At 53.5% G+C, this 21,751-nt stretch carries 20 protein-coding genes, 1 tRNA gene and 1 pseudogene; 4 read left to right on the forward strand and 18 right to left on the reverse strand.

Annotated features, from left to right (window positions below; all coding sequences use genetic code 11):
* Positions 1 to 133: 133 nt before the first annotated feature.
* Positions 134 to 1,852: pseudogene (locus LJN55_RS05670) on the reverse strand (flagellar biosynthesis protein FlhA); the annotation flags it as partial.
* Here LJN55_RS05670 and LJN55_RS05675 point away from each other — a divergent pair.
* Together LJN55_RS05675 and LJN55_RS05680 are read left to right on the forward strand one after the other, a co-directional pair.
* Entirely contained in the window at positions 1,785 to 2,603 is an 819-nt protein-coding gene (locus tag LJN55_RS05675) for an OmpA family protein (protein WP_227535832.1), read from the forward strand. The pseudogene LJN55_RS05670 and the gene LJN55_RS05675 overlap by 68 nt on opposite strands.
* 174 nt (positions 2,604 to 2,777) lie before the next feature.
* Positions 2,778 to 3,506: a YoaK family protein gene (locus tag LJN55_RS05680; RefSeq protein WP_133845695.1), complete on the forward strand. Its 729-nt coding sequence runs from the start codon at positions 2,778 to 2,780 to the stop codon at positions 3,504 to 3,506.
* A 68-nt stretch (positions 3,507 to 3,574) separates the two neighbouring features.
* Here LJN55_RS05680 and LJN55_RS05685 read toward each other — a convergent pair whose 3' ends face one another.
* The 4 genes from LJN55_RS05685 to LJN55_RS05700 are packed head-to-tail and all read right to left on the reverse strand — an operon-like array spanning position 3,575 to position 6,726.
* Positions 3,575 to 4,264: an amino acid ABC transporter permease gene (locus LJN55_RS05685; protein WP_133845694.1), complete on the reverse strand. Its 690-nt coding sequence runs from the start codon at positions 4,262 to 4,264 to the stop codon at positions 3,575 to 3,577.
* Entirely contained in the window at positions 4,254 to 5,039 is a 786-nt protein-coding gene (locus LJN55_RS05690; protein ID WP_133845693.1) for an amino acid ABC transporter permease, read from the reverse strand. The genes LJN55_RS05685 and LJN55_RS05690 overlap by 11 nt, the downstream gene beginning before the upstream one ends.
* Complete coding sequence (locus tag LJN55_RS05695; protein WP_133845692.1) at positions 5,036 to 5,866, reverse strand: amino acid ABC transporter ATP-binding protein; 831 nt, start codon at positions 5,864 to 5,866, stop codon at positions 5,036 to 5,038. The genes LJN55_RS05690 and LJN55_RS05695 overlap by 4 nt, the downstream gene beginning before the upstream one ends.
* A 17-nt stretch (positions 5,867 to 5,883) precedes the next feature.
* Positions 5,884 to 6,726, reverse strand: a complete 843-nt coding sequence (locus LJN55_RS05700; protein WP_159337480.1) for an ABC transporter substrate-binding protein — start codon at positions 6,724 to 6,726, stop codon at positions 5,884 to 5,886.
* Between the two features lie 283 nt (positions 6,727 to 7,009).
* Here LJN55_RS05700 and LJN55_RS05705 point away from each other — a divergent pair, with 283 nt between their 5' ends.
* A complete protein-coding gene (locus tag LJN55_RS05705; RefSeq protein WP_159337479.1) occupies positions 7,010 to 7,306 on the forward strand; it encodes a hypothetical protein in 297 nt (98 codons plus the stop codon).
* A gap of 55 nt (positions 7,307 to 7,361) precedes the next feature.
* Here LJN55_RS05705 and LJN55_RS05710 read toward each other — a convergent pair.
* The 6 genes from LJN55_RS05710 to LJN55_RS05735 form a co-directional block, all read right to left on the reverse strand.
* Positions 7,362 to 7,435: transfer RNA gene (locus LJN55_RS05710), tRNA-Gly, on the reverse strand.
* A 142-nt stretch (positions 7,436 to 7,577) separates the two neighbouring features.
* Positions 7,578 to 8,339: a hypothetical protein gene (locus LJN55_RS05715; protein ID WP_227535833.1), complete on the reverse strand. Its 762-nt coding sequence runs from the start codon at positions 8,337 to 8,339 to the stop codon at positions 7,578 to 7,580.
* Positions 8,302 to 9,834: a dGTP triphosphohydrolase gene (dgt, locus tag LJN55_RS05720; protein WP_227535834.1), complete on the reverse strand. Its 1,533-nt coding sequence runs from the start codon at positions 9,832 to 9,834 to the stop codon at positions 8,302 to 8,304. Before dgt ends, LJN55_RS05715 begins: the two co-directional genes overlap by 38 nt.
* Before the next feature lie 573 nt (positions 9,835 to 10,407).
* Positions 10,408 to 11,433: a sensor domain-containing diguanylate cyclase gene (locus LJN55_RS05725; protein ID WP_133845688.1), complete on the reverse strand. Its 1,026-nt coding sequence runs from the start codon at positions 11,431 to 11,433 to the stop codon at positions 10,408 to 10,410.
* Between the two features lie 249 nt (positions 11,434 to 11,682).
* Positions 11,683 to 13,302, reverse strand: coding sequence for a methyl-accepting chemotaxis protein (locus LJN55_RS05730; RefSeq protein ID WP_133845687.1), 1,620 nt, complete (start codon positions 13,300 to 13,302; stop codon positions 11,683 to 11,685).
* A gap of 116 nt (positions 13,303 to 13,418) precedes the next feature.
* Complete coding sequence (locus tag LJN55_RS05735; RefSeq protein WP_227535835.1) at positions 13,419 to 14,492, reverse strand: alpha/beta fold hydrolase; 1,074 nt, start codon at positions 14,490 to 14,492, stop codon at positions 13,419 to 13,421.
* A 330-nt stretch (positions 14,493 to 14,822) separates the two neighbouring features.
* Here LJN55_RS05735 and LJN55_RS05740 point away from each other — a divergent pair, with 330 nt between their 5' ends.
* A complete protein-coding gene (locus tag LJN55_RS05740) occupies positions 14,823 to 15,146 on the forward strand; it encodes a cupin domain-containing protein (protein WP_167864107.1) in 324 nt (107 codons plus the stop codon).
* Here LJN55_RS05740 and LJN55_RS05745 read toward each other — a convergent pair.
* The 7 genes from LJN55_RS05745 to LJN55_RS05775 all read right to left on the reverse strand — a co-directional run bounded on the left by LJN55_RS05745 (position 15,132) and on the right by LJN55_RS05775 (position 21,696).
* The gene (locus LJN55_RS05745; RefSeq protein WP_227535836.1) at positions 15,132 to 15,803 is read right to left on the reverse strand and encodes an SDR family oxidoreductase; all 672 of its coding nucleotides are present in this window, start codon (positions 15,801 to 15,803) and stop codon (positions 15,132 to 15,134) included. The two genes, LJN55_RS05740 and LJN55_RS05745, sit on opposite strands and share 15 nt — an antisense overlap.
* 126 nt (positions 15,804 to 15,929) lie before the next feature.
* Positions 15,930 to 16,433 carry a protein disulfide oxidoreductase gene (locus LJN55_RS05750; RefSeq protein ID WP_133845683.1) on the reverse strand — a complete coding sequence of 168 codons (504 nt, stop codon included), beginning with the start codon at positions 16,431 to 16,433 and terminating at the stop codon, positions 15,930 to 15,932.
* The gene (locus tag LJN55_RS05755) at positions 16,430 to 17,149 is read right to left on the reverse strand and encodes a DsbA family protein (protein ID WP_227535837.1); all 720 of its coding nucleotides are present in this window, start codon (positions 17,147 to 17,149) and stop codon (positions 16,430 to 16,432) included. Before LJN55_RS05755 ends, LJN55_RS05750 begins: the two co-directional genes overlap by 4 nt.
* Positions 17,146 to 19,176, reverse strand: coding sequence for a protein-disulfide reductase DsbD family protein (locus LJN55_RS05760; protein ID WP_227535838.1), 2,031 nt, complete (start codon positions 19,174 to 19,176; stop codon positions 17,146 to 17,148). The genes LJN55_RS05755 and LJN55_RS05760 overlap by 4 nt, the downstream gene beginning before the upstream one ends.
* Positions 19,177 to 19,221: 45 nt before the next feature.
* Positions 19,222 to 19,584 carry a copper resistance protein gene (locus tag LJN55_RS05765; protein WP_133845680.1) on the reverse strand — a complete coding sequence of 121 codons (363 nt, stop codon included), beginning with the start codon at positions 19,582 to 19,584 and terminating at the stop codon, positions 19,222 to 19,224.
* 89 nt (positions 19,585 to 19,673) lie between these two features.
* The gene (locus tag LJN55_RS05770; protein ID WP_227535839.1) at positions 19,674 to 21,062 is read right to left on the reverse strand and encodes an amidohydrolase family protein; all 1,389 of its coding nucleotides are present in this window, start codon (positions 21,060 to 21,062) and stop codon (positions 19,674 to 19,676) included.
* The gene (locus LJN55_RS05775; RefSeq protein ID WP_133845678.1) at positions 21,055 to 21,696 is read right to left on the reverse strand and encodes an ankyrin repeat domain-containing protein; all 642 of its coding nucleotides are present in this window, start codon (positions 21,694 to 21,696) and stop codon (positions 21,055 to 21,057) included. Before LJN55_RS05775 ends, LJN55_RS05770 begins: the two co-directional genes overlap by 8 nt.
* Between the last annotated feature and the right edge of the window lie 55 nt (positions 21,697 to 21,751).

The following is a 21,751-nucleotide window of genomic DNA, read 5'->3' on the forward strand; positions in this document are numbered from 1 at the left end:
ATTAGCCACTGCGGCACTCAGCCAGAAAAGAGGTGCACTATACCCGATTCAGGTCTTCGGGTCGTGGACGGCTGAGTGCCTGATACAACGAACACAGCATGATGGGAAAAGCCCATACAGCCTCTTTTCTTCCTCAGCTCACCGTACCGACAATACGTAAATCCACTTCATCAGGCACTTCGTTATAGGAAAGTATATGCAGACCGGCAGCAAACAGGCGGCTGTAGCGGGCGATGAGTGGGCGCAGCTGTGGCGTCACCAACAGCACTGACGTCAGATTCTGTGCTTTCAACTGCTCCAGCACCACTGGCAGTGTCGATTGCAGCTGGGTGAGAATATTGGGGTCCACCGGGAAGCTGTCCAGACTCACTTTTCCGGCCTGTTGTGCCTGGTTCAGTGAACCCAGCAGCAGGTTCTCCAGCTGGTTATCCAGCGTATAGGCAGAGAGCGGTTTACTGTCTGGCGCGATAGCCGCCACCATTGCCCGGCGCAGCGCAAAGCGCACGTCGGAGGCCAGCAGAATGGCATCCTTGGTGACCGCAGCACTCTCAACCAGCGTTGTGGCAATGGTGGCGATGTCCTTCAGCGACACCTGGTCCTGTAGCAGCAGTCGATACACCTTCAACTGCTGACTGAAATTCAACGCATTGTTCAGATCGTCTGCCAGTTTAGGGGCCACGCCCGCCAGGCGCAGGTTCAGCTGAGTGATATCGTCATAGTTAAACAGTTCGGGTAAACGTTCACGTGTCACCCGGTTAATATGCGTGGCGATGACACTGGCACAGTCAACCACTTGATAGCCCAGGTTCAGTGCCTGGGGTTTCATATCCGGGGTGATCCAGGTAACAGCCATTCCGTACGCCGGATCGGTATCCAGAACCCCATCTATTTCACCGTACTGTTCTGCGCCGGGGATGGCCATCAGACGATCGGGATGCACTTCACCGACCGCCGTGCGGACGCCATTCACCTTAATGGCATACTGTGCGGGCTTCAGACGGAAATCTTCGCGGATAGAGATTTCCGGCAGGAGTACCCCACTGGTTTCCGAGACAACCTGGCGTACCCCACGCACGCGCTGGGTCAGTAAGTTGCCTTTCGCTTTATCGACCAGCGTGACCAGTTTATAACCGAGGTTCAGCCCCAGTGGTTCAATCATGGGAATGCTCTGCCAGCAGATATTAATACTGTCGCTGTCTTCCAGTGCGTTGCTTAATGCCGCCATATCTTGCTCATGTCTGGCGGGTTTCTCAACCTGTCGGCTTTGACGCCAGGCCGTAAACAGCAGTAACGCGGTAAAGACCAGGAAGACCAGATGTGGCATCCCTGGAACCACGGCCAGCACAAACATCACAAAGGCGGCGGTATAAAGGGTACCGGGTTTTGCCAGCAGCTGACGTTGAATGTCATCCGAAATACCCGCACTGTCATCGTCGCTGACGCGGGTGACGATAATGGCGGCGGCGGTCGCCAGCAGCAGGGAAGGGATCTGCGCCACCAGACCATCACCGATAGTGAGGAGAACGTACTGATCGAAGGCCTGTCCGGCATCCAGATTATATTTGAAGATACCGATCAGAATACCGCCGACCACGTTGATCAGCAGGATCATAATCCCGGCTATCGCATCGCCGCGTACAAACTTGGAGGCACCGTCCATGGCACCGTAGAAGTCGGCCTCACTGGCAACGTCTTTACGGCGTGCTCGCGCCTGTTCCTGCGTAATCAACCCGGCATTCATATCCGCATCGATCGCCATCTGCTTGCCGGGCAGGGCGTCCAGGGTGAAACGTGCCGAGACTTCGGAGATACGCTCGGCCCCCTTGGTCACCACCACGAAGTTGATCGTCAGTTCCGTATCGAAAGAGGAGCGAAGGGAAATTGTTGCCCATCTGAACGGTGTTTCTATTTTTGATGGCGGGGCCTTCAGTCCTGTCAACGATCCCGCTTCTGGCGGAGGCCCTCTGCCACTCATCTCTTCTGTACCTGCTATGGCTGATGCAGAGAGAGAATTGGACGCGCAGACCCCCCCTCAGCCTGAGGCGCTGGAAACCGTCTTGTCGCGTTCGGATCAGGAGTTAAATGAACTTAGCGAGGCCATTGCACGCATCACCGCGGAATTAAACGCACAGGGAAATTTGTCGCTGGAAAAAGTGCCGCAGGGGCTGCGCATTTTGCTGCAGGATGATGAAGACCGGATGATGTTCCCGCGCGGTAGTGCAAAGATAACGCCTTTCTTTACTCGCTTGTTGACTGAACTGGCACCGGTATTCAATCGTATTGATAACCAGGTGATCATCAACGGACACACGGATTCAGCGACCTATCCTGAGAGCGCGGGATATAACAACTGGAATCTGTCCGGTGACCGTGCACTGGCCGCCAGAAGTGTATTAGAAAAAGGTGGCCTTGAAATACAGCGGGTCATTCAGGTTAACGCGATGGCCGATCGCATGCTGCTGGTCCCTGACGATCCCCTGTCTGCACGCAATCGGCGCATTGAAATTATGGTTCTGACCCAGGCTGCTTCCGACACGTTATATCAATTTTACGGTCAGCATGGCGTAAAAGTGGTGAAGCCAATAGTTGATCGCCTGCATTAGTTTTCACATGCTTCTTCGATCCCCGCATGGGGTAATCGGGTGGTATTGTGCCCACTTTTTTGCTGACCTGGCATCGTTCCTGCCAGACATTGATTCAGACGCTGTCTGGCCCCTTGTTTGTCACGACAAACAAGGGGATCATTCATCATCCCGCATTTGACCTGAGTTCGCTAAATGTTAATCACCACCGATGCAGCAAGGACGTTTAATACGGACAGCCGTCTTGCCTGCACCCTGGCCGCCGTCGCCGGGGCGCTGAACACCGCCGCTTTTGAAAGTGTGGGTTTTTTTGCCGCCAATATGACAGGGAACATCTCTTCACTGTCCGATCACCTGGCGAAAATCAACTTCAGTGCAGGCATCTTCTTTCTGGCTATCGTATTCCTGTTTATCGCGGGATCCGTGTGCTCAACGCTGATCATTAATGCGGGCCGCAGGCGGGGCATCAGTACCATCTATGCGGTAAATATCTTTATTGAAGGCCTGGCTCTGATGGCGCTGGGGGCAGCAGAGATCGGACTGACGCTGGCCTCTCCGGGCGCGTTGCTGGTCCTCAGCCTGAGTTTCCTGATGGGGCTGCAGAATGCGGTGGTGACACGCATTTCCAACGCGCGTGTCAGAACAACGCATGTGTCGGGAACGGCAACGGATATCGGCATCGAGCTGGCGATGCTGTTTGATGTTTTGCGGCGTAAAGAGTCGCCTCAGAATGCCCCTCTCTATATGGAACGCCTGCGTCTGCATTTTTATACGGTGATGGCATTTCTTATCGGCGGTGTGGCCGGTATCTGGCTGTTCCACTGGCTGGGGTATTTTTTCCTGATAGTTATCGGCATGGGGCTTCTCTTACTGGCGATGAACACGATGTTCAGCAAACGGCTGTCGCCGGCACAGGGCAGTTAACCTGCGCTGTGCCGTCAGACAACGGGCCGTCACACCCTGATCCTGGCGGCCCGTTTTGCAGGCGCTTATCAGCGAGCCAGACGCCACCGTGTTAATCCCTTTCCTGCCAGATAGGCCAGCGCACTGCACAGCAGATAATAGATGACGCCAACAAACAGAAAGATCTCTGCAGGGTAGATCTGCACCCGATTGTTAACCTGTCCGGCAACCGTTGTGAGTTCAGGGACGTTCACAATAAATGCCAGCGATGTGTCCTTCAGCAGCGAAATCAGTAACCCCAGGTATGAGGGCAGCAGATTTGGCCACGCCTGCGGCAGAAGAATCACGGTGAGGATTTTTATTTTACTGAAGCCTGACGCAACTCCTGCTTCTGTCTGCCCGGCGGGCAGAGATTCCAGCCCGGCCAGCGTTGAGTGCATGACCGCCGCTGAGGTAAACCATGCCAGCGCAATAATCACCGTCAGCGGGCCGGGGATTGAACCGCCAAACACCACCGGCAGCAGAAAGTAGAGCCAGAAAATAACAAAAATCAGCGGGATGCCTCGGATAAAGGAGGCCCAGAGAAACAGCGCTCTGCGCGTCCAGCCGCCGTAGCGCCAGGCCAGCGTAGCCATCAGCACACCCAGCAACAGCGCCAGAAAACCGGCAGAGACGGCCATAATTAACGTCAGTAATACGCCGCCCGGTTCACCTTCCGCCACTCTTCCCCACAGCATGTAGCCAGCATTATCGTGCAGTACTGAGTAGTCAAATTCCATCTTTTGAACGCTCCGACAGGGCGGGTTCCACCCGTTTTGGTTGATGGCGCGGCGGGCGTTTAGGGCCGATCACGGTTAACAGTCCACCCAAAATAAGGCCAAGTAACAGATACAGTGCGGTGCCCACCGCAAAGCCTTCAAAGGCGTGCGCGTTGTAGCTTTCAATACGGCTGACCTGATAGGTCAGTTCGGAAAAGCCAATACCGGTTGCCAGCGAGGAGAGCTTCATCAGGTTCAGATATTGCCCGGCGACAGGTTGCCAGGCATTGGTCAGCGCCTGGGGCAACAAAATGTCCCACAGCAGCGTCCAGCGGCTGAAGCCTTGTGAAATCGCTGCCTCGCGCTGGCCTTTTGGCACGGAGTTGAGCCCGGCCTGAACCTCTTCCACTAAAAATGCCGCCGTGAACAGCCCCAGCCCCCAGACAACGCAGAGAAACTCCGGCGTCAGCCAGCTGATATCGCCAGGAAACGTTGCCCAGGGATGAATATCCCCGATGTAAAAACGCCAGTTCTGCGGCAGCGCGCCCCAGGCGGCGAAATACCAGAACAAAAGCTGTACCAGCAGCGGTGTATTACGAAACAGGGAAACAAATACCGACACCGCGCCCTGGGCGATCCGCGATGGGCTCAGACGCATGGCCAGCAGCAGCACCACCAACAGTGTGCTGAACAGGCTGGCAATCAGACTGACGTAAAAGGTGGTTAAAAAACCGGAGATAATCCATTGCAGAGGCTGCCCGGTCAGCACGCCTGCCCAGTCGGGCTGCCAGTTCACAGGCCCACCTGCGATTCAGGATGCAGTGGGAACAACACTTTCTGCAGAAAACGCTTGGCGCGCGGGTGGTTGGGACGGGTAAAGAAATCTTCCGGTTTGGCCTGCTCCAGAATTTCACCGCCGTCCATAAAGATCACCCGGTCAGCGATTTCGCGGGCAAAGCTCATTTCATGGGTCACCACAATCATCGTGATACCGCTGCGTGCCAGTTCGCGCATCACCAGCAGCACCTCTCCGATCATCTCCGGGTCAAGTGCCGAGGTCGGTTCATCAAACAGAATGATGTTCGGGTCAGTCGCCAGCGCCCGGGCAATCGCCACGCGCTGCTGCTGGCCGCCGGAGAGCTGCTCAGGATAATGCTGTGCTTTATCGGCCAGGCCGACGCGCGTCAGTAAGGCCAACGCTTTTGCCCGTGCCTCCGTTTTCTTCCAGCCGTGTACTTTGATCAGCGCCAGGCTGACATTGTCCTGTGCGGTCAGATGGGCGTAGAGGTTGAACTGCTGAAACACAAAACCAATATGTGTTCTCAGTTGCTGAAGTGCTGCCCCTTTCAGTCCACGCGTTGGCTTACCGTCAATCAGGATCTCGCCATCGCTCACGGTTTCCAGCTGGTTAATCAGGCGGATCAGCGTCGACTTACCGGAACCTGACGGGCCACAAACGGCAACGACTTCACCGCTGGTTACGCTGAGATCGACCGTGGTGATCACCTGATGGTGACCAAACGACTTACTGACCTGGCGGAATTCGACGGCGGTACTTTGTCCCGGCGATGAATGTGAAAAAACCGCAGACGCCGCTGCGGTTGATACATTTTCTTGCTGCATGTGTGATACCTGGCTGATTATTTTGCTTCGATTTTGAATAACCGGGGTTGTGGCGATTTAGTTTGCGGGCCAAACCAGGTGTCGTAGATGCTCACCGCCTGACCGTTTTTCTCCAGGTTCAACAGTTCGTCATTGACCACTTTCAGCAGGCTGGCTTCGCCTTTTTTCACCCCTACGCCAATCTCTTCCTTGCTCAGTAACTCAGGCAGTACTTTGTATTTGGCTTTATCCGGTGCACCGTCCAGCAGGCCAGCGAGAATGGTGCTGTCCTGAGTAATTGCCTGCACGTTGCCATTACGCAGGGCAGACAGCGCCAGTGGGATATCGTCATACGACAGCACGCGTGACTGCGGGAAACGGTTATGCAGTTCCTGTTCGCCGGTGGTGCCTTTTACGGCACCAATGCGTGCCGTCGCGTAGCCATCCAGTTTATCCGGTGAACTGACGGGCACCAGGAACTGCTGTCCGGTGACAAAGTAAGGCACTGAGAAATCGATCACTTTTGCACGCTCAGGCGTGATAGTGATATCGGCCACAATCAGGTCCGCTTTACCTGACTGCAACAGGGGGATGCGGTTTGCCGGGTTGGTCGGTACCAGTTGCAGCTTCACGCCCAGGGTTTTTGCCAGAGCTTTCGCGAAGTCGACGTCATAACCGACGATTTCGTGGGTTTTGGCATCCACTGAACCAAACGGCGGATTGGCGTCAAAGGTGGCGACTTTCACCACGCCGGCTTTTTTGATATCCGCCAGCTGGTCAGCATGCACGGCAAAAGTGGTGATGCTGGTCAGTGCCAGCAGCAGTGCAGCAGAAAGGCGGGTTTTATGGAATGAGCGGTTGTTGCGTGTCGCCATAATCATAGTTTTTCCTTATGTATAGTCCGAAAGGGGGAATGACCCCGTTTTCCTGAAGGCAGGTGATACTTATTATTTTCTTTTAGGATTGATAGCGTTACATAAAGGAAAAATGACGGCTACAAACAAAAAGGTCTATCACCTGCTAAATTATGCATAAGTAAAATATCTGTATTGCGTGGGTTGCTCCGGTGTTGGCAGGACGTTAGCGGCAGTGAGTGACTATTCAGGAGGTTTTTAATGTAGTTTAGAGGGCAGCAGAATAAACCTAACGGCAAAGGTGCCAGAAATGAACAGAAAAGTAATGTGGTGCCTGACGCTGGCGCTGCTCACCGGATGCACCGCCTCTGTAGGGCAGAACTTTGATGATACCCAGTTGGCAAAAATCCATCATGACGTGACCACAAAGCAGGAACTGATCACATGGTTTGGTCAGCCCTCTTCAGACACACCTTTCCCGCAGGGGCAGAGCATTCTGATGTGGACCTGGAGCCAGGCAAAAACCGGAACGACGACCGAAGGCAGAACGCTGACGATTCAGCTACAAAATGACAAGGTCAAAAACTATACGGTCAGTAAAACCTGAATGTGTTCATGGTTGCGTTGTTAACGGGCTGAGGCAAAGCGAAGAGGGGAAGAACTGGAGCGGCCAACGGGAATCGAACCCGTGTCATCAGCTTGGGAAGCTGAGGTAATACCATTATACGATGGCCGCAGAGCGGGAGGGATACTACCACAGGTCTGGCTGGAAATGTTGAGTCATATCAAAGATAAATCGGTGGGATAATCATTCTTCAGCCGGAAGGTTGTTTTTTCCCGGAAAAAACGCTGTACGGGTCAATTGAAACTTGGGAGTGCTACGTTGGATTGATGTTGACCCTGAGATCGGATTCCGGGTTGGCTAGACGCAAACTCTGCAACAATTGATTAATTTGAGCAGTGGTAAAGGAATTAGTGTGGTAATGCGTCATTTCATAATGCATCAAAGCATCGAAATTATATGTATAAAGTCGCTGATGTAAGAATGTACACAGTTCTGGTCCCAGCACCTCTACCCGTTTGGAATAGATAGTACGCAGAATTTTAATCAAAGAACCTGACTCATTGGGGGTCTGGCTCAGTACCAATTCCAGGCGTCGTTCATGAAGATCGTCCAGGTAGTTTTCCGGGCTGATCACCTCTCTACTGTGGATGTCATAAAGAATGGCGTCCCATGTCATAAGTGTTGTTTTAAACAGACTGTGCGCGCCTTCAAGAGGAATAATATTTTCTTTAAAGGCCCAGGTATCTGACAGGCACCACACATCAAAATCCATATCGTGATAGTGAAAGCGTATACCTCCTAGCTTAGTACAGGTGAGGTTTTGGACATCGATGGTTGAAAGAACACGTAACAAGTCCTCGTGGTTACTGTCGACCACGATATCGATATCGGAAGTGAAACCTTTGTGACCAAAAAGCCCTATGTCGCGGATCATTCCACCGAAGATCCATGCACGATTGTGTTCGGCCAGCGTGTCAATCAACACTCTGGCCGCCTTTCCTTCATAACCGGAAAGGAAAAAATCGTCGATACGGCGTTTAAGATGCTGTTGGTTTTTGACGACTTTCATATTCATAGAGTGATTTTAACTCATCATGAAGATCCATCAAATAGCTGTCGGTCATCCCTGCAATAGCATCAGTCAGCAACTGTGCTTCTTTGTACAATCCTGGTAACGTATTGTTCGGATCTTCAAAGATTCGCCTGTAGTTTTCTGAAATGCGACCATAAGCGTAACGCCCAAATGGCGTCTCTGAGAGATGCGTAGGTTGGGGTGTGAAACCAGACTCACTTTTTGCCCGCTCTTTTTCCTCCTGAGTAGCCGCTCGGGTTTTATGTCCATGGATCCCCACCCATAGCATATCCATTAAGCCCTGAATATAGTTTGACCCTTTCAGCTCAAGTTCCAGAACAGAACGGTGGCGGTAGCCGCGAGTTTTATCGAATTCTTTTAATGCATCACAGAGCTCGGCACCGCGACTTATTCCCATTAAGTCCTTGATGTCGCATTCGTCACGGAGAAGTGACTGGTGATGATCATGGAAAGCATCGACAGCGGCATTGATCAGGGAGCTCGTTGCGTTAACCCGGAACATTTGCATGCTCATATCATTGAGTTCAGCAGGAGAAAGATCGCTTCCCTTTGTTTTCCATCCCTGATTTTTTTCCTCTGTTTTTTTAATAACGGACTTAATTTCCTCATCGTCACTTTTATCCCAACATTGCAGGAAATTAATCAGATCATGGTAGGAGGCCAGGCCTTTTTTCACTGTATCCTCTGCATCCAGAACGGAATAGGCAATATCATCACAGGCTTCCATAATATAGGTGAGCGGATGGCGTAGCCCTTCACTCAATCCGGTTCTTTCCCAGACTTCACTGACAACGTCAGATTCTGAATAGAAGAAACCTTGTTTTTTCCACGGTGTTTTTTTCCTGGTATAAGAAGATTGTGGATACTTAATTAAGGCCGCTAGCGTGGCGTAGGTCAGATTAAGCCCATACTGGTCGTTGAGAATTTGCAATTTGGTGACCAGACGAAACGTTTGTGAATTGCCATCAAACTTGAAGAAGTCATCATAGATTTGTGGGTTGTCCTCTTTCTTGACCAGATGTGTCAGATGTCGAGTAAACCAGGAACGCATTGCTGCTTCCCCCTGATGGCCATAGGGTGGATTACCCAAATCATGGGCTAGCCCAATGGCTGCAAGGAGAGCCGGGACATCACGTTCCACACAGATGTCCTCCAAGTGACCAAAAATTTCTTTTTTCAGGTCAAACGCCAGCCTTATCCCTATCCCTCGGGCAAAGTTAGCCACTTCATGTGAATGTGTTAAACGGGTACGAACACTGTCATTACGGTCCAGGGGGAAAACCTGTGTTTTATCTGCCAGCCGACGAGTTGGAGCAGAAAAAAGGAGGCGGTCGTAATCACGTTCAATTTCCTGACGTCCTTTGCTTAAAGATAAGGTGTCAGCTTGAGCATGAGATGGATTGCTTTTTTCTTTTTCTTTTTCTTTTTCTTTATCTTTACGGCGTGCAGTACAGAGAAGATTTTGCCATTTCATCATCACATCCTTGATGTTTATATGTAAGGTGAAACTATCAAATACAATGAAAGTGGTCTATTTTTTTTGGTGAGTGACGGTGGTAATTGTAATGATGCGCACATTTATATGTAACGGCGTTATGATATTTCACTATGGTGGCAGTGTGAGTGGTGTGTTATTTTATTACGAATGGAATATAATAAACAACAAAAACAAAAAAACCGACTTCATCTGTCGGCTAAATTTTGCAGATACTCAAGTATTATGCCATCAGGTTTACCTGGTTGCCGTCGTCGACATTTCTGTCTCTCCAGCAACCCCCCGACTTCAATTTCATCGGCAGGGCGGTAAAATACTTTAGCAAAAAACATGAGTATTGCTGTTCATGCCTCATCCCTTGAGGGCTAGAACCATACATACGTTGCCAGACAGTATGCCAGTGTCAGTGACAGCAGAATCAGCTCTGCAGGTTTAATCAGGTACATGACAGGTCCGTACAATTCAGGATGAGTGCTACTTACATCGGTCTCTTTCACTGAAACTTTAGGGATACCTGCCCGGAAATCGGCAAGTTCAGGCAATGTATAGGGTCTGCTAAAGCGACTGGCCACAGACCTGACGCTGTTTGCGGCGCCCTTTATCTTCGTACATGGCGGCATCCGCATCGCGCACGGCGCTGTCCGGGGTGCTGAGCGATGGGTCCACGTGAATGATGCCGATGCTGGCACCAGCATAGTCTATCCTTGTGCCCGAGAGATGATAGCGTCCGCTCAACAGTGCCGAAATACGGTTTTTGAATGTCGTCGCGGCTGCGGTCTGAGCATCTGAGGCATCAAGGGTGGCAATAATAAATTCGTCCCCCCCCAGGCGTCCCAGAACGTCATCCTCGTGCACCAACTCTTTCAAGCGCTCGCCGATGGCCTGCAAAAATTCATCACCGGTTTTGTGCCCGTAACGGTCATTAATCTGCTTGAATCCATCAAGATCGATAAAGGCCATCATCAGATGATGTGTATCGTTACGCGCGTGTGCAAACAGCTTTGGCAGGTTGGCAAACACTGCCCGTCGGTTTGGCAGGCCCGTGAGCTCATCGGTGTGGCTCACTGCCGTAAGCGCAGCGTTGGCTTCCTGCAGCTCTTCCAGCAGCTGTTCTTTACGAATGTACTGGGAAATCAGCTCGGCAAAGAGCTGAAGCACCTGTTCAGCGCGATCTGACAGTTCCCGAGACTCTGAGCTTGCTGCGCATAGCGTGCCATAAATCGCGCCGTCACCCAGCCACACCGGGGTACTGACGTAAGTGGTGATCCCCAGCGCTTTCGCGGCTTCGGAATCCCCCCAGACTGCCGGAACATCGCAGGTATAACTGCGGCCCTCGTCCAGAGCGCGTTTACACAGGGTATCTTCCCAGGGAACAGACAGCCCTTCAGGGATCTGCATTGCTTCGCTGTTGCGCGCATAAACGATGTGTTGCTTGATACCGTCTGCATCAATATGGGTCAGGTAGGTGGACTCCATATCCGTGACCAGCTCCAGCATCTCTAGCAGCTGGCGTACAAAACCTTCGAGCGTTTTTTCCGATCCAAGCGCCGTTGAAATGCGCTCAATCAAATTTTCCTTCATAGGTCAGTTTCCCGGACATGGTGTTGATATTCAAAAAGAGAAAGTGAGGCGTCAAAACAATGTTGTTCGTTATAATTTTTAGTTTTAGGAGCGTATATAAATGTGCTCCGGCCGCTCCGGCCGCTCCGGCCTTGTGTCACTGAGTTTATCATCGGACTGAAAAGAAAAACATTGAGGGGAGAATGCAAATTGAGTAGTTGGGAATAATCTTATGGGTAAAAGGGCCGTCATCATCCGGCCCATCTGAGTTTATCGCAGGTTAACTAACGCCATATCTTGTGGCCCTTTAAACAGGTCGTTTTCCAGCGTGGTTTTCTCATCCTCGACCTGGAAGCGGGTGACCGACTGCTGCAAATTTACCACCTGCTGTTGCAGGGAGCTGGCTGCCGTTGCCACCTCAGAGACCAGTGAGGCATTCTGTTGTGTCACGCCGTCCATCTGATGAATGGCAATATTAATCTGCGAGATACCGCGCGTCTGCTCCCCGGAAGCCAGCATCACTTCATCCATGATGTCCACCACTTCTTTCACGTCGACCATCACTTCATTCATGGTGTTGCCTGCCGTTTTCACCAGCCCGACGCCCTGTTCAATACGGCTGAGAGAGTTATCGATCATCGAACCGATCTCTTTCGCCGCCGTTGCGCTACGCTGGGCCAGTACTCGTACTTCAGAGGCGACGACCGCAAAACCGCGACCGGCTTCGCCTGCACGTGCCGCTTCTACTGCGGCGTTGAGCGCCAGCAGGTTGGTCTGGAATGCAATGCCATCAATCACGCCGACGATATCACCGATTTTGGCCGAACTGTGTTCGATGGCACTCATAGTCGACACGACATCAGAGACAACGCTGGCACCGCGTGAAGCCGAGGCTGAGGCTTTTTGCGCCAGTTCGTTTGCTTTGCGGGTGTTGTCCTCATTGTTTTTAACCGTCGCCATGATTTGTTCCATGCTCGACGCGGTTTCATCCAGCGAGGCGGCTTGCTGTTCGGTGCGGCTGGAAAGATCGATATTGCCGGAAGCAATCTCCTCTACGCCCGCGCCAATCGCATCGGTACCGTTACGCACGACAAGCACCATATTTTCCAGTCCGTCACGCATACGCTGCACGGCGGCAAACAGATGGGCGATCTCATTTTTTCCGCTGGCATCAATACGCGCACGTAAATCGCCTTCAGCAATGCGGTCAAACACGGTAACGGCATTGTTGAGTGGTTTCACTACCAGGTTGGTCATCACTGACCAGGCCAGTCCAGCCAACAGCAGGGCACAGGCGATAGCGCAGTAGAGGATGAACTGCATAGTGCTCACCCGATCGCTGGAGTCTTCATACGCCACATCAATGCTTGAGAGCTTAAAGGCGACCAGCGCTTTTGAGGCTTTATCAAAGGCGGCATAGAGTGCCGTCGACTTCCCGGCGCGCTGGCGATAGTCGTCAAGATTACCCGCTTCCAGCGCGGAAAACGCCGGGTCAATAAAGGTTTTCATCAGGGTATCGCGTGCGGCAGCCATTTCTGTGGCAATCACCTGCTCTTCTTCTGATTGCGGATATTTCAGATAGTCCTGCCATTTCGCCCCGGCACTGTCTACTTTACCTCTGGCTCGTTCTAAGGCGACTTTGGCTTTCTCGGTGTCGCCATTGACCATCAGTGATTCATACAGACGCAAATCTAATCGTCCACGCAGCAGCAGCTCGGAACTTTCATTCAGTGCAACCAGCCCTGGCAGCACTTCGGTATCCACGCGGGCAAAGGATTTATTGCCAGACTGCACCGCAACTAATCCCAGAATACCGACAAAAAGTAATAATGCGGCTAATGAAAAAATCATCATGCTCAGTGCGGTACGGATCTTTATTTTACGAAACATAGCGTATTCCCTGTTGCCGGTTTGATAATGAGGAAAAAGAGTGGTGTCGGAAATAAAGGCATAATAAAAATAAAAGACCGGAGGCGACATGGGTCACTTCCGGTCAGGTACGGCTGTTAATTATTCGCGTGTTCCCTGGTGCTGGCTAAAAATGACTTCAGTTTCTCGTTATAAAATTTTGCCGACATCATGGTGCCATGCCCGCTGGTCTCTGCACTGGCCGGAATAAGCCACAGATCGGCCTTTTTAATCTTGTTTAATTCGCGGCTCAGCGTGCCGGTTTCCACCGGATTACGTTCATCATCTGCCGAATTAATGATCAGCATGGGGGCGGTGATACGGTTTAATGCGAGTTGCGCATTATAATTCGCTGACGAACCCCAGATATAAATAAAATCGTTGGCGTCAGCGGTAAGCGGGGTAGCCAGGCGGTCGTCAACCAGCTTATCGGCCAGCGCACGCGTTGGTGCTTTATGCTGCCAGGCCAGTGTGCCGCCAGTGGTGGCAATACTGAACATAATGCTGGCTGTTTTCAGCGCAGGGGGCTGCTGACGGTAATTGCCCTCAGCCCAGGCGGGATCGCCCTTGATGGACTCAATTAACATACGGCGCATCATCCAGTTACGACCGGACAGCTCAGCAGGCTGCGAAGCCATGGGCACCAGGGCATCCATCATGCCAGGGTATTTTTCACCCCAAAGCCAGGTTTGCATACCCCCCATCGAATACCCCATGACCAGACGTAAATGGGAAATGCCCAGCCCTTCTTTGATTAAACGATATTGCGCGGTGACCATATCGTTATAATCGTAGTGCGGAAACGCCATACGCAAACCGTCGGACGGCTTGGATGATTTTCCGGACCCAATACTTTCCGGCATGATAATAAAATATTTGCTGATATCCAGTGCCTGGCCGGCACCAAATAATTCGCCGCCAAATCCCTCGGCTAATAGTGCTTTTATTGGCTGGTTAGTTCCGTGAAGTAATAATACAGCAGGTTTACTACTGTCGCCCAGCGTGTAGTAATGAATGCGCAGGTCTTTCAGCTTCTCACCGCTGTTAAAGGTGAATTCCGGTGCAACCCAGTCGGCCTCTTTCGGTGATAACACCGTGCTGACTGCCTGTGTTAAAGGTGACAGGCTTAACAGAATAATGCCTGTTAATCCTGATACGATACGGTTAGCCATAAAACAACTCATCGGTAAGCAAGGAGTATTGGATGGCCGATGTTAATGTCAATTGAGATAAATCCCAATAAACATAAACATCATCAATGATAAAAACAGATTATGTTCTGATTGTTGCTGTTTACACGAGATGTTTTCCAGCTAATTTTTATTACGTTAACACATCGGATATTCCACTTTAGTCTTCCCTGAATATTTCTTTAGTCACGCTTTCATCTTACTGTCATTTCACTGTCACTAACTGCCGTGTGGAAAAGCTTAGTGAAATATCTTTGTTCCTGCTGCGCGAAATTTCGGGTATCTCTGTCTGTCACCCGACAGGAGGATGGTATGTTTCAGGCAGCATCATTATTAACCGGGGCCGCAGCGCTGCCGGATGTGTGGCGTTCTGCCATTATCAGCAAGATTGGCCAGGCGAATGTGAAACTGATCCGCATGGGCGGAGAGGGGATACCGGATGAAGTGCATGAGCATTTTGCCGAGCTACTGGTGGTGATTGACGGGCAGATGGATCTGGCGATTGACGGGCAGATCGTGGCGCTGAAAAGCGGGGACTATTTTGTGATACCGCCGGGCAGCCCTCATCGGGTACTGCCCGGCAGCAGCGGCACATTACTGCTGGTCGATGCCGATAAGGCCTTACCAGGCGAGTAGTTTTCCGCTGTAATCAATGTAGTGGTGCCCGCCTTTGCCACGCCAGGCGACCAGCTGATCGGCAATGCCACCCGCGCTTTGCGCCACCGTCAGTGGGGCATTTGTCCCACCCATATCGGTTTGCACCCAGCCCGGGTGAACGCAGAGCAGCGTCTGGCCCTGGGCATCCGTCTTCGCCGATAACCCGCGTGCCAGCATATTTAACGCGCCTTTGCTGGCGGCATACAGAGGATACGTAGCGTCCGGATTCTCATTCAGACTGGCGAGCTGCGAGGTCATCAGCGCCAGAATGCCGCTGCGGGGTTTGAGCTGGGGCAGCAGCGCTTCAGCACAACGCAGCGGCGAGAAGGTGTTGGTCATAAACAGCGCCATCAGCTCCTCGTCGCGGGTACGCGACAGCATTTGGTGCTCCGGGCCATAGACGCCTGCGTTAATAAACACTACATCAAACTGCTGGCCAGCCAACTCCGCCACCAGCGCTTCTCTCTGATCCGCCAGGTTAATATCCAGCGTTAGCCAGTGGATGGACACCGCACTGTCCGGCGTGTCCTTGCGCGTCGTGGCGGTAACCTGCCAGCCGCGATCGGCCAGAGTCGTTGCCAGCCCTAAACCGATGCCGCGCGAAGCGCCAATAATCAAAGCCTGTGGGGTTGTCATGAGAATGCCTTATGTCATGTCGGAAGCGTAGGGATCGTGCGGAAAAGCATAGCAAAAATTCAAGCTGTCAGGTGATTGCCTGTGCTAAGTGAGGCGGACAAGCGAATGCTCATCCACCTCTGACGGTCAGCTCAGGCCCGCCCACCACAGCCGCAGCTGCATGCCCCAGCCACTGGTATAACCGGTAGTGGTGCCCACCACCTTGCCTTTATCAATAATCACCAGCGTTGGGGTCACGCTGATATGCCAGTTGGCAGACAGTCTGCCTTCCGGGTCGTTCACCAGCGGCATGTGATACTGCTTTGCTTGTAAATAGCGCTGCACCTTGTCATTTTCACCGGAACGTAGCGCAATGCCGATAACGTTGCGGCCTTGCTGTGCCATATCAGCCACCGTTGGCGTGGTAAAGCGACAGACACCGCACCAGCTGGCCCAGAAATAGACCAGCAGCGGGCGCTGCTGGCTTAACGCCTTTAGCGTGACCTCATGCCCGTCGAGGGTAAGCAATGGCTGGTCAGCAAAGGCCAGCGGTGCCTTTGGCGCGCGCCAGCTGTCCATCACCCACATCCCCCCGGCCAGCAGCAGCGCCAGTACCAGTATCTCACGTGCCCAACGTTTCAGGCGGCTCATGGCGTTTGTGCCAGCTGCTGTTTCACCAGACGCTCCAGCTCTTCATACGACACGGCGCCAGGCAGCAGACGGTTACCTATCAGCGTGGCTGGCGTGCCTTCAATGCCCAGATGCTGTGCCAGCTTCAGGTTGGTATTCACCGTCTCCAGGCTCTGTTTATCCGGCTGCGTTATCGTCACGCCCAGCTTTTTCTCTGCGGCCTGAATACTGGCGTCATCATGGTTGCCCTTCTTTGCCATCAGACGCTGGTGCAGTGCCAGCCAGCGATCCGGCTGCTGTTGCCACAGCGTCAGTACTTCGCGCGCAGCGGTCATCGAGCTTTCGGCACGGTATGGCAGCGGTTTGATGATCACGGCAACGTCCGGGTACTGCTGCACAATTTTTTCCAGCAGCAGATCGAACTGTTTACAGTAAGGGCAGTTGTAGTCGGTAAACGATACCAGCGTCAGCTTCGCATTCTTTGCACCGAGGCGCGGCGATCCGGCATCGTCATACAGTGCCGCCTTGTTCTGTTCAATCACCTGGCCAGTCACATTGGCCTGCTGCGCCTGTGCCTGTTTATCGTAAGCATTGGCGGCTTCAGCCAGAATCTGTGGATTTTCCACCAGTGTTTCGCGGATCAGTTGCTTAATCCGTGACTCCTGCTCCGGGGTAAACGGGGCCGCAGCCCACAGCGGTGTAGCAACCAGTAACAGGGCAATCAGAGATTTTTTCATTGTTCAATTCCTTTGGCATTATTCAGGGTTTTCAGCAGGGTGGCACGGTCAAGCAGCGGAGAAAGCACCACGCCCTGGGGAGCACCCGGTCCATAAATTTGATTAAACGGCACGGCCACGCTGCCGCGCTGTTGCAGGAAATGGGTGATCGTTTCAGACGGACGACTCCAGTCACCGCGCAGGGTCACCACATCATCTGCTAATAGCGCCTGCTGCACATCATCGCGCAGCAATACGTTGTATTTATTGGCTTTACAGGTCACGCACCAGTCGGCAGTGATATCAATAAACACCCGTTTTTTCGCGCCCAGAGCCTGGCGGATCGCCTGTTCTGTCAGCGGCTGCCAGGTAAGCCGATCCTGCATTCTGTGCTGATCTGATGTCGCGCTGAATGTACCCGCCAGCAACACGCCACCGGCCACCAGCAACAGCACTACCGTGACCAGTGCCGCCCGCCGGAGGCCGAACTGTTTCACCAGTGTGACGAGCAATACCAGTACGATCGCGGTCGCAACAGCCAGTGTGGCGAGCAGGCCAATATGATTCACCAGCAGGCTGATCAACCAGAAACAGGAGGCCAGCATCAGCATTCCCAGGGCGATACGTACTCCATTCATCCAGCGCCCGGGGCGTGGTAGCTTCAGCGCCAGGGCGGGCCAGGCGGCAATCAGCAACCAGGGCAGGCTCATGCCGATGCCGAGGGCGGCAAACATCACCCACAGCAGTGGCAGCGGTGCCGCCAGGGCAAATGCCACCGCAGTACCGAGGAAGGGAGCTGAACACGGGGTGGCCAGCAGCGTGGCAAATGCACCCTGCCAGAAATGTTCGCCAGGACCACGGCCAGAGTACATTGCCAGACGGGTATTCAGGCCTGATGGCAGGCGCAGATAGAGCAGGCCAAACAGGTTGGCGCTGAACAGCAGGGTCACCAGTACCATGAAGCCAATAAACCACGGATTCTGGAACTGAATACCCCAGCCCAGGGCGTGATTACCCAGACGAAGTACCGTCATCAGCAGCGCCAGCACCATAAACGAGGTGATAATTCCGGCACTGGAGGCGATAAACTGGAGTCGCACGTTGCGGCGGTCGCGCTGTGGCGTATTAACAATGCTGCCGAGTTTCATGCCCAACACCGGCAGTACGCAAGGCATCAGGTTGAGAATAAAGCCTCCCAGCAGTGCCGTCAGCAGCATCTGCCACAGCGGCAACACCGGGGAGCGCTGTCCCCATCCTTCATCAACCAACAGGGTAATCTGTTGCGCCAGGCCGTTATCCGCCAGTACCAGAGACAGGTTCTTTCCGGTGATATCGGGTGCGTTGTCACCCCATTCATCGCTGACCGGCACGCGGGCTATCAGCATTGAACCTCTGAGGGTAAAGCGTGGTTCGCCAAAGCTGGCACCCTCCAGCCCGTCAAGGAACAGCGCAGGCTGCTGCCAGCCGTCCTGACGTTCGGCAACAATCTGTAGCTCTCCCTGTTGATAACCCGCGACGAGGGTGTCAGCAAGGCCGCGTTCAATCGGTACGCTGCCCATCGCCTGGGCATAATCATGTTCAAACGACGCATCAACAGATGACGTCATATCAATAGTGAACGGATAGTCGGTGAGGATGCAGACGTTGCTACAGGTGGAGAGCGTCAGCGTTCCGACCAGACTTTTCGGGGCCGGGCCGGACAGTTCAATCGGCAGCGTAACGCGCTGATGATAACCCTGAGTGGTGATCCCCGCGACGTTAAAACGTTGCGGCAAAGGCCAGAACCAGTGTGCCTGGGTTACGGCATTCTGCCAGCGAATGGTCGGGGCAATCCCGCCTTCACCCGGCGATCGCCAGTAGGTTTTCCATCCATCCTGTAACTGAATATCCAGCAAGATGCGAGTGCGGTCGGCCTGTGAGGCATCGGCACGCAGGCGAACCTGAGCGTGACTGTTTTGGGGGTTTTGCAGCCAGCCACTGTCAGCGGCCTGCAATGCGGGCAGCCAGAATAGCAGCAGGAGAGCAAAGCTCCTGATAAGCGTAAACATGTTATTTCTCCGTAAATGATTAAAAGACACCGGTGGAACGGTGTGTCATTCGCGGAAATTACAGTTAATCAGATGGATACGGAGTAGCGGCGCACGACAGGGGCGTGCCGGAGGAAAAATCAATGGGAGAAGACAGCACAGTGCCAGTACTAACAGGAGAATGACCGTGGCAGGCAGGACGCTGTCGAACAGCAGCGGGGCAGCCAGCAGCAGCGTTTTGGCGCTGAGTTCACAAGGGGTTATCGACGCGTCATCTGCGTTGTCCGGGGCGGTATTGCTGAGGCTGAACGACGTGGTTGGAGGCATTTGCAGGGCGTGCAGGCTTGCCATGCGCTGTGCCATACAGACCAGTATGACCAGGCAGGCGAGCGCCAGAAAGCCCATTGCGATGCGTTGTCGTGTTGCCATTACCCGCCCCATTTGAAAAGAGCGACCATCTTAATCAAACGGTCGCGTTTAACAATGGTTACGCATGTAAACTTTTGTCTACCGGGGGATTACACCTTATTGAGCGTGCTCCAGACCAAACTCCCCTGATGGAAGGTGGCGGTGCGTGGTGAAATGCGCGCCACCGCTTCTGCCGAACAGGAGGCATCGACCAGCACAAAACTGGCCTCGTCCTGTTCCACGGGCCAGACGCGCTCGCCTTTATCATTTAGCGGCAGGCGGTTCCCGGTAGCAATTGCCAGCGCGCGCGACAGCGCCAGTTCACCCGGGCGCACATAGAGCTGAGCGTACAGGTTGGCTTTCTCCAGCATGTCGCCCAGGCCATAGGGCGACCAGTGGTCGATCACGCTATCGGTGCCGGTCATCACAAAAACATCGTTATCCTGAAGCTGTTTCAGCGGCATATGCAGCGTGCCAATCGGCACCGTTGAGGCGATGCTGATCTGCTGCGCGGCCAGACGCTGTGCGGTCTCTTCTACCTGCTGTGGTGTGAGGGTGGCCAGTGCAAATGCGTGGCTGATCGTGACTTTGCCCTTCAGCTGCGGCGTTTTTTCCACCCGGTCAATCATATAATTGATGGCGGCCACCCCGGCCGGGCTGGTTTCATGCAGATGGATATCCACGCCTTTGCCATAGTCGACGGCGATCTGAAACATCGTATCGAGGGATTTTTCCATATCGCCATCAACGCTGGTGGGATCCAGCCCGCCGACGTAGTGCGCTCCGGCCTGCATCGCTTCGCGCATCAGTGGTTCAGATTTTGACAGCAGCAACCCGTGCTGGGGGAAGGCGACGATCTCGCAGGTAAAACCGGATCGACGGCGTTCCAGTACCGCCATCAGGTTTTCCAGATTTTTCAGTCCGGAAACCGGCTCGATATTGCAGTGACTCCGCGCCACGCTGGAACCTTTTGATTGCAGCAGGTCGATCAGTTTACCCGCCCGCTCCTGTGTGTGGGGCGCCAGCTCTGGCAGCAGGCGATGCTCCAGTGCAATCATCTGTTTAATGGTGGTCCCTGCCGGGCGTGACTGCACGCGCCACGGGCCACCATAGAAGGTCTTATCCAGATGGATATGCATATCGCGCATGGCGGGCAGCAGCAGTTTTCCTCCGGCATCAACCCGCGTCAGGCTGGCATCCGGGCGTACTGCGTTAGCACGTACAGCAACGATCTTGCCGTTATTGATTTCCAGGCAGTGCAACGCGGTGCGGGTGGCGACCACTTCCCCCTCCTGGTAGTGAAAGCCGGTTTCCAGCAGGACGTTATCAAGGTAATAGTGGCGGGCGCCAACGGTGGTCATGGGCGTTTCCTGTTCGGTGAAGACAGACGATCCGGCGGCAATGGCAAGCGGGGGGCCTGCACCGAGGATGGCGCAGGCACCGAGCATTTTACTGCCGTGGCTGAGAAAGGTACGACGCTGCTGATCGGGCTTATTCATCACGGGCTCCTGCATGGATTAACTGTATAGCAATGGCGTCATAACCCAGTGAACGCGCCAGTTGCAGAGGGGTTTTACCGTACTTATCCGTCAGGTGCGGGCTGGCACCGTTATCCAGTAATAGCTGAACGATCTCCTGCTGCTTTGCGCCACCGTCATTCAGCAGGATGGCTTCGAGCAGCGGTGTCCAGCCGAGGAAATTAGTGTGGTTGACGTTGATGGTGGTGCGGGACAGTAACTCGCGCACGATCTCAACATGGCCTTTTTCGCTGGCGGGCGTCAGGCCAATGCCGCCAAAGCGTGTCACCCGGGTGAGGTCGGGTGCCGCAGGCAGCAGCAGGCGCAGCAGAGTGAGATCGTTATTCAGGCAGGCGAGCAAAAACGGATTCAAACAGGTATCGTCCTGCTGATTAATATCGGCGCCCGCCTCGATCAACCAGGCGACGCAGGCATAGTGCTGGTGCTGTGCCGCCAGCGTGATGGCGCTGGTGCGCTGCGCGGTGGTGACGTTGAGATCCACGCCCTGATCCCGACACTGCTGCAAGATATCCTGCTCGCCCTGTTGGGCAGCACGGAGGAAGCGTGCCTGTAGTGTGTCGTTGGAGGTGGAAAAGTCAGGATGTGCAAATGACATACAGATTCCCGGATAAGCAAGTGATGGTCCAGGAAACGACAATAGCAGCCAGTGA

The sequence above is a fragment of the Erwinia rhapontici genome, from assembly GCF_020683125.1.
Lineage (GTDB): Bacteria > Pseudomonadota > Gammaproteobacteria > Enterobacterales > Enterobacteriaceae > Erwinia > Erwinia rhapontici.